Annotated in this window: 11 protein-coding genes; 6 read left to right on the top strand and 5 right to left on the bottom strand. The window is 64.9% G+C overall.

What is annotated here, in order from left to right:
• Position 1: 1 nt before the first annotated feature.
• The 5 genes from ACFPFW_RS02665 to ACFPFW_RS02645 all read right to left on the bottom strand — a co-directional run bounded on the left by ACFPFW_RS02665 (position 2) and on the right by ACFPFW_RS02645 (position 4,947).
• Positions 2-739 (bottom strand): ABC transporter ATP-binding protein, encoded by a 738-nt coding sequence (locus ACFPFW_RS02665; RefSeq protein WP_114957328.1) that lies wholly within the window; start codon positions 737-739, stop codon positions 2-4.
• Positions 732-1,493 (bottom strand): ABC transporter ATP-binding protein, encoded by a 762-nt coding sequence (locus tag ACFPFW_RS02660; RefSeq protein ID WP_114957327.1) that lies wholly within the window; start codon positions 1,491-1,493, stop codon positions 732-734. Before ACFPFW_RS02660 ends, ACFPFW_RS02665 begins: the two co-directional genes overlap by 8 nt.
• Complete coding sequence (locus ACFPFW_RS02655; RefSeq protein ID WP_114957326.1) at positions 1,490-2,266, bottom strand: 3-hydroxybutyrate dehydrogenase; 777 nt, start codon at positions 2,264-2,266, stop codon at positions 1,490-1,492. The genes ACFPFW_RS02660 and ACFPFW_RS02655 overlap by 4 nt, the downstream gene beginning before the upstream one ends.
• Positions 2,267-2,416: 150 nt before the next feature.
• Positions 2,417-3,850 (bottom strand): sigma-54 interaction domain-containing protein, encoded by a 1,434-nt coding sequence (locus tag ACFPFW_RS02650; protein ID WP_379769307.1) that lies wholly within the window; start codon positions 3,848-3,850, stop codon positions 2,417-2,419.
• A gap of 125 nt (positions 3,851-3,975) precedes the next feature.
• Positions 3,976-4,947 carry a LysR family transcriptional regulator gene (locus ACFPFW_RS02645; RefSeq protein WP_114957325.1) on the bottom strand — a complete coding sequence of 324 codons (972 nt, stop codon included), beginning with the start codon at positions 4,945-4,947 and terminating at the stop codon, positions 3,976-3,978.
• 171 nt (positions 4,948-5,118) lie between these two features.
• Between ACFPFW_RS02645 and ACFPFW_RS02640 the strand changes: the two genes are divergently transcribed.
• From ACFPFW_RS02640 to ACFPFW_RS02615, 6 genes are all read left to right on the top strand, one after another.
• Positions 5,119-6,144, top strand: coding sequence for a class 1 fructose-bisphosphatase (locus ACFPFW_RS02640; RefSeq protein ID WP_114957324.1), 1,026 nt, complete (start codon positions 5,119-5,121; stop codon positions 6,142-6,144).
• Positions 6,145-6,155: 11 nt separating this feature from the next.
• Complete coding sequence (locus ACFPFW_RS02635) at positions 6,156-7,031, top strand: phosphoribulokinase (RefSeq protein WP_114957323.1); 876 nt, start codon at positions 6,156-6,158, stop codon at positions 7,029-7,031.
• A 35-nt stretch (positions 7,032-7,066) separates the two neighbouring features.
• Positions 7,067-9,073 (top strand): transketolase, encoded by a 2,007-nt coding sequence (gene tkt / locus ACFPFW_RS02630; protein ID WP_379769387.1) that lies wholly within the window; start codon positions 7,067-7,069, stop codon positions 9,071-9,073.
• Between the two features lie 12 nt (positions 9,074-9,085).
• A complete protein-coding gene (gene fba, locus ACFPFW_RS02625) occupies positions 9,086-10,171 on the top strand; it encodes a class II fructose-bisphosphate aldolase (protein ID WP_114957322.1) in 1,086 nt (361 codons plus the stop codon).
• Positions 10,172-10,275: 104 nt separating this feature from the next.
• Positions 10,276-11,745 (top strand): form I ribulose bisphosphate carboxylase large subunit, encoded by a 1,470-nt coding sequence (locus tag ACFPFW_RS02620; protein WP_114957321.1) that lies wholly within the window; start codon positions 10,276-10,278, stop codon positions 11,743-11,745.
• Between the two features lie 29 nt (positions 11,746-11,774).
• On the top strand, positions 11,775-12,194 hold the full coding sequence (locus tag ACFPFW_RS02615) for a ribulose bisphosphate carboxylase small subunit (protein WP_114957320.1): 420 nt from the start codon (positions 11,775-11,777) through the stop codon (positions 12,192-12,194).
• Positions 12,195-12,209: the final 15 nt, after the last annotated feature.

The following is a 12,209-nucleotide window of genomic DNA, read 5'->3' as shown; positions in this document are numbered from 1 at the left end:
GTCACACGCCCAGGTAGGCGTGCAGCTTCTCCGTATTGGCGGCGAGTTCGGCATCCGAGATCTCGTCGATCACCCGGCCCTGCTCGACCACGTAGTGGCGGTCCGCGACCGAGGCGGCGAAGTGGAAATTCTGTTCGACCAAGACGATGGTGAAGCCGCGTTGCTTCAGCGTCCGCAGCGTCGCGCCTATCTGCTGGACGATCACCGGCGCGAGGCCTTCGGTGGGCTCGTCGAGAAGCAGGAATTTCGCGCCGGTGCGCAAGATCCGGCCGATGGCCAGCATCTGCTGCTCGCCGCCCGAGAGTTTCGTGCCCTGGCTCTGCAGGCGCTCCCTGAGATTCGGGAATATGCCGAGCACGTCGTCGCGACTGAGGCCGCCGTCGCGGATGGTCGGCGGCAGCATCAGGTTCTCCTCGACAGAGAGGCTCGAAAAGATGCCGCGCTCCTCCGGGCAGAAGGCGATGCCGGCGCGGGCGATCGCGCGGGCGGGGAGCCCGATCAGTTCACGGCCCATGAACCGCACCGAGCCGGTGCGCTTGCTGAGAATCCCCATGATCGCCTTGAGCGTCGTGGTCTTGCCGGCGCCATTGCGGCCGAGCAGGGTCACCACCTCGCCGGGGCGGACATCGAAATTGATGCCGTGCAGCACATGGCTCTCGTCGTACCAGCCATGGAGGTCGCGCACGGCGAGCTCGGCGGTGCCGGCTTCGGGCCGGATGAGGGGTGCGGCCTCAACCATGGCCGACGCCGATATAGGCTTCCACCACGCGTGGGTCCCGGCTCACCACTTCGTACGACCCTTCCGCCAGCACCTGCCCGCGTGCCAGCACGGTGATGCGGTCGGAGAGATCGGCGACCACCGAGAGGTTGTGTTCGACCATCAGAATGGTGCGATTCTCGGCAATCCGGGCGATCAGCGCCGAGATGCGCGAGACGTCTTCCTGCGCCATGCCCGCCATCGGCTCATCGAGCAGCAGCATTTCAGGATCAAGCGCGAGCGTGGTGGCGATCTCTAGGGCGCGTTTCCGGCCATAAGAGAGCTCGCCCGCCGGGGTGGCGGCGAACTCGGCGAGCCCCACCTCATCGAGCCCGGCCATGGCCTTGCCGTCGAAGCGGTTGAGCGCTTTCTCGGAACGCCAGAAATCGAAGCTGTCGCCGCGCTGGCGCTGCAGTGCGATGCGAACGTTTTCAAGCGCGCTGAGGCGCGGGAATACCGCCGAGATCTGAAACGATCTGACCAGCCCGAGCCGCGCGATATCGGCCGGCGGCATGCGCGTGATGTCGCGGCCGTTGAAGAAGATGGCTCCGTCGCTGGGCTGAAGAAATTTCGTCAGGAGGTTGAAGCAAGTGGTCTTCCCTGCCCCGTTCGGTCCGATCAGCGCGTGGATGGTGCCGCGCTCGACCGCCAGATCGACATTGCTCACCGCAGCGAAGCCGCCGAAGCGCTTGGTCAGCCGCTCCGCCTTCAGGATGAAGTCGCCCGTCGCGCTCATTTTGCGGTCCAGCCTCCATCGATCGAGATGGCCGAGCCGGTGATCGACCTGGCCATGTCGCCGCAGAGATAGGCGGCGAGCTCAGCGATCTCCTCGGGCTGGACGAACCGGCGCGTGGGCTGCGGGGCGAGCATGACGTTGCGGATCACATCGTCCTCGCTCATCCGGTGCACACGCGCCTGGTCGGCGACCTGCTTTGCCACCAGTGGCGTCCACACGTAGCCGGGACAGATGGCATTGACCGTCACGCCCTTCTCAGCCGCTTCGAGCGCCACTGTCTTGGTGAGCCCGACGACGCCGTGCTTGGTGGCCACATAGGCGGATTTGAACGGCGAGGCGCGGAGGCCGTGCGCCGAGGCGATGTTGATGATCCGGCCCCAGCGGCGCTCGACCATGCCTGGGAGCGCCGCGCGAATGGTGTGGAAGGCGGAATCGAGGCTGATGGCGCGGACGCGATCCCAGTCGTCGGGCGGGAAATCTTCGATTGCCGCGACCTTCTGGATGCCGGCATTGTTCACCAGCACGTCGAGGTGTCCGAATGCTTCGATCACCTGCCCGACCAGATCGAACGCCGCGCGGGGGTCGGCCAGGTCTGCCTTGAAATAGCGAACCTCGGCATTGCCGAAGGACACCAGCGCATCAGCCACCTCGGCCTCGGCCTCGAAGCTGTTGAGCGCCACCGCGTAACCGAGCCGCGCGAACTTCTGCGCTATGGATAGCCCGATTCCGCTGGTCGAGCCGGTGACGAGCACCACCCGCCTGCCGTTCTGCACGCGTTTCTCCACCCTGTTTTCAGGCCTTGCCGGCCTTGTTTGAGGGCTACGCTACAACTTCTGTGCCAAGCGTGCAGACACCGGTTTGCAGGTGAAGTCCCGCGAAAGTCCAAAGGCTTCCGTCCGGGAATCCGAACACAAGTCCCGGATTCAGGACGAAATGTTGTGACGACGAAGCTTCTCGTAGAACTGCGAGCGCGACACGCCGAGTTGCCGGGCTGCCGCCAGTTTCTCGCCATTGGAGGCATCCAGGGCGGCGATGATGGCCTGGCGCTCCGCTTCGGCGAGCTTGGCGGAGAGATCGCCGCCGCCGGATAGGGCCGGGACCGACGGGGAGCGAGGGGCCGCTTGCGGCAGGGCTCGGCGGATCGCCGCCGCGTCCAGTACCTCGGATGGTGCCAGCGCCGCGGCGCGTTCGAGCACGTTGCGCAGTTCACGAACATTGCCCGGCCAGTCGTGCGCCTCGAGCAGCCGGATCGCCTCCGGCATCAATACCCAGCCGCGCTGGCCGGAAGAGCGCATCACCTGCTCCAACAGGGTCTCGCACAACGCAGCGACGTCGCCGCGCCGTTCGCGCAGCGGCGGAATTCGGATCGCAAGGACCGCGATGCGATAATAGAGATCAGCGCGGAAGCTCCTGTCGGCGACCTTTGCCTCGAGATCCTGCGATGTCGCCGCTATGATGCGGACATCCACCTTGCGGACCGTGTTGGAGCCCAGCGGCTCGACCTCGCCGTCCTGCAGCACACGCAGGAACTTGGCCTGGATGCCCGGGGGCATATCCCCGATCTCGTCCAGGAAGAGAGTACCGCCATGCGCAAGCTCGAACTTGCCCTTGCGCGGCTTTCTGTCCGCTCCCGTGAAGGCCCCCGGCGCGACCCCGAAAAACTCAGCCTCGAGCAGCTGCTCCGGTACTGCCGCGACATTTACCGCGATGAACGGTCCGTCGGCCCGGTCGGACTGCTGGTGAATGGCATGAGCAAGCAACTCTTTGCCGGTGCCGGTTTCCCCCAGGATCAACACCGCTCCCTCGCGCAAGGCGAATCGGCGGACCTGCGACTTCAGTTCCTTGACCGCGTCGCTGACCCCGACGAAGCTCGATAGTGAGTATTTCGCCTGCCGCTCCCGCGTCAGCGCCGCCTGCGCCCGGGTGAGCTGCTTCTGCAGGTTCTCGAACTTGTCGAGAATGGGCTCGAGGTAGTCGACATTGTCGTAGAACACGAAGCCGATGGCGCCCTCGATCTTGCCCGCCTCGTCCTTCAATGGAATGCGGCAAACGACAAACTGGCGGTCATCGAAGCGCATGATGTCGAGCAGGATAGGCTTCCCCGTCTCGACCACCCGCCGCATCAGCGAATGCGGGATCACCTCTTCGACTGGCAGGCCGATGGGGTCGAAATCCGGCGCAAGCTTCAACAGGTCTCGATAACGAGCATCCATCCAGGTGATGCGGGACTCCGCATCGACGATGATCGCTCCCTCGAAATAATCGCGCAGCAAGCTGAAGGCGTTCACCGCCTGCTCGATACCGGCGTGGCCGTGACCGGGCATGAGGCGCTCTTTTGAGGGCTCAAGCGGCGGCATCAGGGCCTCACATCAACTCGAAGGCGAGACCAGGAGTCTATCCAGCACGCCGGCCAACAGCAACCTGGAGGATCAGCTGCCGCTAAAGCACCCGCCGCGCACAGCACCGCTCGCAACTCGATTTTCTAGGGCGAGCCCGCGCGCTTGCGCTTCCGGCCGGCCGGTGCGCCTTGACCGGCCACGGAACCCGGTAATGCCGTTGGCAGGAACTCCGCGCCGTGCGAAGCCAGAAACTCGCTGAGTGCCGCTGCTGGGGGAAGTAGCCGTTTGGCCGAGCGCTTCACCACGAACCATTGCCTAATCACGGGCAGCCCCTCGACATCGAGCAACGCAAGGCGGCCGTCCGCGATCTCGATCGCCACCGTGTGAGCCGAGATGAAGGACAGGCCGAGACCGGCCATGACCGCCTGCTTGATTGTCTCGTTTGAGCCGATCTCCATCCCGATCTTGGGCTCGACCCCGGCTTCCTGAAAGAAGCGCTCCATGATCGTGCGCGTACCCGAACCGCGCTCCCGCACGAGAAAGTTGGAGCCGACGAGTTCCGCGGGGCGTAGCCGACGCCCCGTCAGCGGATGGCCGACCGGCGCGATCATGACATGCGGGTGCTCGCCGATCGGGCTCTTGTCCATCTCCATGTCCAGAGGCGGTCGCCCCATGATTGCGAGGTCGATCGCATCGCCGCGCAGCGCCGTTATGATTTCCTCGCGATTGCCGACGACCAGCACCACGTCCAGGCCTGGATGCAGGCGGACAAACGCACCGAGGGCGGTCGGCGCGAAATATTTCGCTGTCGAGACGATGCCGACCGAAATCCGACCGCCGCTCAGGCCCTTCATCGCGTCGAGCGCCCCGCCGCAATCGGCCAGGGCACGCTCGATGCGCGCAATCGCATTCAGAATTTCGTGACCGGCATCGCTCGGAGCGAACCGGTCTCCGGTCCTGTCGAGCAGCGGTAATCCCAGTTGCTCCTCCAGCAACTGGATCTGCATCGTGACCGCGGGAGGCGTGACATGGAGCCTTCGCGCGGCACCCTTGACCGAGCCGGTATCGATCACCGCCGCGAAGGCGCGAAGCTGTTTGAGTGTGACATTGCGCATGGTCGCATGCCGTTTTCAGGAAAGCTGAATTCAACAGAAAGAATATTCGAATTTCCTTATTGAGCCAACTCAGGCAGCCTGATCACAAGAAAAGGCGTCAGCTCCGGGTTCCCGCTCGAAGACTATCGGAAACAGGACGCCAACGGTCCGACAGGACCAAGAGGAAGCGCCGTGACACACCAGACCTTGGAGGACCACTTGTCCGGGTGGGCCGGAAGCGGCTCGTTGCGACAGGCGGTGGCTCAGACCGTCGTCAGTCTCGCGACGACATGCATCGCGATCTCGGAGCTCGTCGCCGCGGGCGCACTGGCAGGCGAACTGGCGGCGGTGCGCCGCTATCACAAGGACGGCGACAGCCAGAAGGAACTCGACGCGATCGCCCACGTGCTGATCACCGAGGCCTTGAGGGATGCGCCTGTCGCCTATCTCGGCTCGGAAGAGGCCGACGAGGCTATCGCGCTCGATGCCGAGGCGCCGCTCGCGGTCGCGGTCGATCCGCTGGATGGCTCGTCCAACATCGACACCAATCTGTCGATCGGCACCATTTTCTCGATCCTGCCGTTCAACGGTCCGAACGCCCTGCTGCAGCCGGGCTCTCGTCAGCTCGCCGCCGGCTTCCTGGTCTACGGGCCGCAAGTCGCGCTGGTGCTGACGGTCGGCGCGGGAACGCACGCATTCATCCTGGACCGCGCCTCGCGCCGCTTCCTGCTGATCCAGGAGCAAATCGTCGTTCCGGCCGAAACCGCCGAATACGCCATCAACGGCTCCAATGTCCGACACTGGGATGCGGCGGTCCGCAGCTATGTCGAAGACTGTCAGGCGGGAACCTCGGGCCCGCGCGCCAAGGATTTCAACACGCGCTGGACCGCTTCGATGGTGGCGGAAGCCTATCGGATTCTGGTTCGCGGCGGCGTCTATCTCTACCCGGCCGATATGCGGAAGGGTTACGGGCAAGGCAGGCTCCGGCTGATCTATGAAGCGAACCCGATCGCCTTCCTGATGGAACAGGCAGCGGGTGCCGCGACCGACGGCAGCCAGCCGATTCTGGATATCGTTCCTACGAGCCTGCACCAGCACGTGCCGCTGGTTTTCGGTTCACGCGCCGAGGTGGAGCGCGTCACGCGCTATCACACCGGACCCTGCAACATCGCCGACCGCTCGCCCCTGTTCGGGCGCCGCGGCCTGCTACGGGCGTGAGGAGCACGGGCATGTCGATCCATCACCCCATCATCTCGGTTACCGGCTCCTCGGGCGCGGGCACCACGTCCGTGCGGCGCACGTTCGAACAGATCTTCCGCCGCGAGAAGGTGGAAGCCGTCTACATCGAGGGCGATTCCTTCCACCGCTACGACCGCGCCCAGATGAAGCAGATCATCGCCGAGGAAGGAGCGCGCGGAAACCATCACTACAGCCATTTCGGCCCGGACTCGAACCTGTTCGAGGAGCTGGAGGAGACCTTCCGCAGCTATTCGCAGACCGGCACCGGCAAGTACCGCCATTATGTCCACGACGACGCGGAAGCCGAGGAATTCGGCGGCCCACCCGGCACCTTCACGGCGTGGGAGGACCTGCCTCGACCGACCGACCTGCTGTTCTATGAGGGCCTCCACGGCGCCGTCGTCGCCGGCAACATCGATGTGGCGCGCTATGCGGACCTGAGCATCGGCGTCGTTCCGGTCGTCAATCTCGAATGGATCCAGAAGATCCATCGAGACCGGGCGGATCGCGGCTATTCCACCGAGGCGGTGACGGACACCATCCTGCGGCGCATGCCGGACTACGTGAACTACATCTGCCCGCAGTTCACGCATACGGACATCAACTTCCAGCGCGTGCCGACGGTCGACACCTCGAACCCGTTCATCGCCCGCTGGATACCGACGGCGGACGAATCCATCGTGGTCATCCGCTTCAAGAAACCGCGCGGCATCGACTTCCCCTACCTGCTCTCGATGATCCAGGGCAGCTGGATGTCGCGCGCCAACTCAATCGTCATTCCCGGCGGCAAGCTGGACCTCGCGATGCAACTCATTCTGACGCCGATGATCCTCGACCTCGTCGAGAAGAAGCGCCGCGCCGCATGAACGGAGAGGAGGAAGCCATGTTGACCAGGGCCAATATGCCGGTTTTCAGCTCCGTCGAGAAAGAGACCGAAATCCCTTACGGCGACATGGCCAATGCGCTGCGCGCGCTCGCCATGGACGCCGTCGAACAGGCGAGGTCCGGCCATCCCGGCATGCCGATGGGCATGGCGGATGCGGCGACCGTGCTGTTCTCCCGATTCATGAAGATCGACCCTTCGAAGCCGGACTGGGCGGACCGCGACCGTTTCGTGCTTTCCGCCGGGCATGGCTCGATGCTGCTTTATGCAATCAATCACCTGCTCGGCTATGCCGATATGGGAACCGACCAGCTCAAGCGCTTCCGCCAGCTGGGTTCCACCACCGCCGGCCACCCCGAATACGGCCACACGCTCGGCGTCGAGACCACCACGGGACCGCTCGGCCAAGGACTCACCACGGCGGTGGGCATGGCGCTCGCCGAGCGCATGATGAACGCCCGCTTCGGCGACGAATTGGTCGATCACTTCACCTACGTGATCGCTGGCGACGGCTGCCTCATGGAAGGAATCTCGCACGAAGCCATCGATCTCGCCGGCCATCTCCTGCTCGGCAAGCTGATCGTTCTGTGGGACGACAACGGCATTTCCATCGACGGCGCGACCTCGCTCTCGACTTCGACGGACCAACTCGGCCGCTTCGAGGCGGCGGGATGGGATGTGCGACGCGTCAATGGTCATGACCACGATGCTTTGATCGACGCCATTGCCAGGGCGCGCAACACCAGACGCCCTTCGCTCATCGCCTGCCGCACCACCATCGGTTTCGGTGCCCCCAACAAAGCGGGGACGGAAACGGTCCATGGCGCGCCGCTGGGAGCCGCCGAGATCGAGGGCGCGCGCGAGCATCTCAACTGGCCGCACGCGCCGTTCGAGATTCCGACCGGGGTCCGCACCGCCTGGAGGAAGATCGCGGAACGCGGCCTTCTCGCTCGCGAGGCCTGGGAATACCGGTTCGCCTTCGCCGAACAGCGAGAAGGATTCGAAGCCGCGCTCGCCGGCCGCCTGCCGGCCGTCCTCAGCGAGAAAATGGCCGATTACAAGCACGCGCTGGCGGCGGAAGCGCCGAAGGTCGCGACCAGGAAGGCTTCCGAGATGGCGCTCGCCGTCATCAATGAGGCAACCGAGCTGACGATCGGTGGTTCGGCCGACCTCACCCATTCGAACCTGACCATCACCAGGGGCATGATGCCGATAGCGGCCTGCCGCTATGCCGGCCGCTATGTCCACTACGGTGTCCGCGAGCATGCGATGGCGGCGGCAATGAACGGCATCGCGCTGCACGGCGGTTTCATCCCCTACGGCGGCACTTTCCTGGTGTTTTCCGATTACGCCCGCGGGGGAATCCGCCTGTCGGCTCTGATGGGGCAGCGGGTGGTCTATGTGCTCACCCACGATTCCATCGGCCTCGGCGAGGACGGGCCAACCCACCAGCCGATCGAACATCTCGCAATGCTGCGAGCGACGCCGAACCTGAACGTGTTTCGCCCGGCGGACGCGATCGAGACGGCGGAAGCCTGGGAGATCGCGCTGAGTTCGGAACGCACGCCATCGGTACTCGCATTGTCGCGGCAGAACCTGCCGACCTTCCGCACCGGCGACGTGCGGGAGAATCAGACGGCGAAGGGGGCCTATGTCGTTCGCGAACCCGAAACCCACCGCGACGTGACGCTTCTGGCCACCGGCTCGGAAGTGGAAATCGCGCTCGATGCCGCGGGCAGGCTGGCGACCGAGGGCGTGGCCGCCGCCGTGGTCTCCATGCCGTGCTGGGAGCTGTTCGAGCGGCAGGACGAGAGCTATCGCGGCGGCGTCCTGGGCGAGGTGCCGCGCATCGGGGTCGAAGCGGCCGCACGGTTCGGCTGGGACCGCTGGACCGGCGAGCACGGCCGCTTCATCGGCATGGCGGGCTTCGGCGCTTCGGCGCCTGCCGCCGACCTGTACGACCGTTTCGGCATCACATCCGACGCGGTGGCGCACGCTGCCCGCGACCTTCTGAACCGAGCCTGAGGAGCAAAGCCAATGGCCCGCATCACCCTTCGCCAGCTCCTCGACCACGCCGCCGAGCAGGGTTATGGCGTCCCCGCCTTCAACATCAACAACATGGAGCAGGGGCTCGCCATCATGGAGGCGGCCGACGTCGTCGACGCTCCCGTGATCATGCAGGCGAGCCGCGGCGCACGTACCTACGCCAACGACATCATGCTCGCCAAGATGATCGAGGCCTTGGCCGAGATGTATCCGCACATCCCGCTGTGCATGCACCAGGACCACGGAAACAACGAGGCGACCTGCCTCTCGGCGATCCAGCACGGATTTACATCGGTGATGATGGACGGCTCCCTGAAGGACGATGCCAAGACCCCGGCGGACTACGACTACAACATCGCCGTCACTCGGCGGGTGGTCGACGCCGCGCATTGGGTCGGCGCTTCGGTCGAGGGAGAACTCGGCGTGCTCGGCTCGCTGGAGCATGGCGCCGGCGAGCAGGAGGACGGCCACGGAGCGGAGGGCGGCCTCTCGCACGACCAGCTTCTCACCGATCCCGACCAGGCGGTGGATTTCGTCGCGCGCACAAAGGTCGACGCGCTCGCGATCGCCATGGGCACCTCGCACGGCGCCTACAAGTTCTCGCGAAAGCCGGATGGCAACATCCTCGCAATGCACGTGATCGAGGAGATCCATAGGCGGCTTCCCGGCGTGCACCTCGTGATGCACGGCTCCTCCTCGGTGCCGCAGGAATTGCAGGATCTGTTCAACGCTTCCGGCGGCGAGATGCCCCAGACCTGGGGCGTGCCCGTCGAGGAGATCGTGCGCGGCATCAGGCACGGCGTGCGCAAGGTGAACATCGACACCGACTGCCGCCTCGCCATGACCGCCCAGTTCCGGAAGGTCGCTCAGAACGCGAAGTCCGAATTCGATCCTCGCAAATTCCTCAAACCGGCCATGGACGCCATGCGCGACCTTTGCCGGGAACGCTTCGAGCTGTTCGGCACCGCCGGGCAGGCATCGAAGATCAAGGTCGTGCCGCTCTCGGCCATGGCCAAACGCTACGCAAGCGGCGCGCTCGACCCGGTCATCGGCGGAGCGCGCGCAGCGGCGGAGTGAACCGGTCCTCCGCATGGGGAGGACCGGCAGAAGACAATCGACGGCGAAGAGCCCAGGCGCGTCGGCACCGCTGCGCGTCAACGGGATAGTTATGGAGCAGATCGATGAGCGTTATCGAGACGACGAAGCCCACCGAGAACAAGCGCGACCGCTACAGCGCGGGCGTGATGGAATACCGGAAGATGGGCTATTGGCAGCCCGACTATGAGCCGAAGGACACGGACGTCATCGCCCTGTTCCGGGTCACCCCGCAGGACGGCGTCGATCCGATCGAGGCGTCGGCCGCCGTCGCTGGTGAAAGCTCCACCGCCACGTGGACGGTGGTGTGGACCGACCGGCTGACCGCCTGCGACAAGTACCGGGCCAAGTGCTACCGGGTCGATCCGGTCCCGAACAGCCCCGGTTCCTGGTTCGCCTACATCGCCTACGACCTCGATTTGTTCGAGAACGGCTCGATCGCAAACCTGTCGGCCTCGATCATCGGCAATGTTTTCGGGTTCAAGCCGCTCAAGGCGCTGCGTCTCGAGGACATGCGGCTGCCGGTCGCCTATGTGAAGACCTTCGATGGGCCCGCCACGGGGATCGTCGTGGAACGCGAGCGGCTCGACAAGTTCGGCCGCCCCCTGCTCGGAGCCACCGTGAAGCCCAAGCTCGGCCTCTCGGGCCGCAATTACGGCCGCGTCGTCTACGAGGCGCTGAAAGGCGGGCTGGACTTCACCAAGGACGACGAGAACATCAACAGCCAGCAGTTCATGCATTGGCGCGACCGCTTCCTCTACTGCATGGAGGCGGTGAACAAGGCGCAGGCCGCGACCGGCGAGGTGAAGGGCACCTACCTGAACGTCACCGCCGGCACGATGGAAGACATGTACGAGCGTGCGGAGTTCGCCAAGCAGCTCGGCTCGAACATCGTGATGATCGACCTCGTCATCGGATACACCGCGATCCAGTCCATGTCGAAATGGGCGCGGCGCAACGACATGGTTCTGCATCTGCACCGGGCAGGACACGGAACCTACACTCGACAGAAGACCCACGGCGTGTCGTTCCGCGTCATTGCCAAATGGATGCGGCTTGCCGGCGTCGATCACATCCATGCCGGCACCGTCGTAGGCAAGCTCGAAGGGGACCCGAACACCACCCGCGGCTATTACGACATCTGTCGCGAGGATTTCGTGCCGCAGAACCTGCAGCACGGTGTCTTCTTCGATCAGCCCTGGGCTTCGACCCGCAAGGTCATGCCGGTCGCGTCCGGCGGCATTCATGCCGGCCAGATGCACCAGCTCGTGGACCTACTTGGCGAAGATGTGGTGCTGCAGTTCGGTGGCGGCACGATCGGCCATCCTATGGGCATCCAGGCCGGCGCCACCGCGAACCGCGTCGCGCTGGAAGCGATCATCCTCGCCCGCAACGAGGGCCGCGACATCGTCAACGAGGGTCCCGACATCCTCGACGCGGCGGCCAGGCACTGCATGCCGCTGAAGCAGGCGCTGGAGACGTGGAAGGACGTGACCTTCAACTACGCCTCGACCGACACACCGGACTTCGTTCCGCAAGCCACCGCGGCCGAATGACGTCCACTCGAAGAGATCAGGAGATCACCATGCGCATCACACAGGGAGCCTTCTCCTTTCTGCCGGACCTCACGGACGAGCAGATCGCCGGGCAGGTGCAGTACTGCATCGACAATGGCTGGGCCGTGAACATCGAGTTCACCGACGACCCTCACCCCCGCAACACCTATTGGGAAATGTGGGGGCTGCCGATGTTCGACGTGAAGGACGCCGCCGGCGTCATGTTCGAACTCAATGAATGCCGCAAGGCCCATGCCGGGAGACACTACATCCGCGTCTCCGCATTCGACGCCACGCATACGTGGGAGTCGGTGCGGCTGTCCTTCATCGTCGACCGGCCGGAAAACGAGCCCGGTTTCGCGCTCGAGCGGCAGGAGATCGACGGCCGCCGCATCCACTACCGCACGACCGCTTATGCGACCGTGAAGCCGGAGGGGGCGCGCTACTGAGCGTGGCGAATGATG

Origin of the sequence: Flaviflagellibacter deserti, assembly GCF_042652085.1 — a bacterium.
Taxonomy (GTDB): Bacteria; Pseudomonadota; Alphaproteobacteria; order Rhizobiales; family Methylopilaceae; genus Flaviflagellibacter; species Flaviflagellibacter deserti.
The sequence above is the reverse complement of the archived record's forward strand: the minus strand, read 5'-3'. Positions and strand labels throughout refer to the sequence as shown.

Bases quoted from the DNA above. Each gene is read 5' to 3' on its own strand.
- ACFPFW_RS02620 (WP_114957321.1), top strand. From the start codon at position 10,276: ATGAGCGTTATCGAGACGACGAAGCCCACCGAGAACAAGCGCGACCGC.
- ACFPFW_RS02615 (WP_114957320.1), top strand. From the start codon at position 11,775: ATGCGCATCACACAGGGAGCCTTCTCCTTTCTGCCGGACCTCACGGAC.
- ACFPFW_RS02660 (WP_114957327.1), bottom strand. From the start codon at position 1,493: ATGAGCGCGACGGGCGACTTCATCCTGAAGGCGGAGCGGCTGACCAAG.
- ACFPFW_RS02645 (WP_114957325.1), bottom strand. From the start codon at position 4,947: ATGCGCAATGTCACACTCAAACAGCTTCGCGCCTTCGCGGCGGTGATC.
- fba (WP_114957322.1), top strand. From the start codon at position 9,086: ATGGCCCGCATCACCCTTCGCCAGCTCCTCGACCACGCCGCCGAGCAG.
- tkt (WP_379769387.1), top strand. From the start codon at position 7,067: ATGCCGGTTTTCAGCTCCGTCGAGAAAGAGACCGAAATCCCTTACGGC.
- ACFPFW_RS02650 (WP_379769307.1), bottom strand. From the start codon at position 3,850: ATGCCGCCGCTTGAGCCCTCAAAAGAGCGCCTCATGCCCGGTCACGGC.
- ACFPFW_RS02635 (WP_114957323.1), top strand. From the start codon at position 6,156: ATGTCGATCCATCACCCCATCATCTCGGTTACCGGCTCCTCGGGCGCG.
- ACFPFW_RS02665 (WP_114957328.1), bottom strand. From the start codon at position 739: ATGGTTGAGGCCGCACCCCTCATCCGGCCCGAAGCCGGCACCGCCGAG.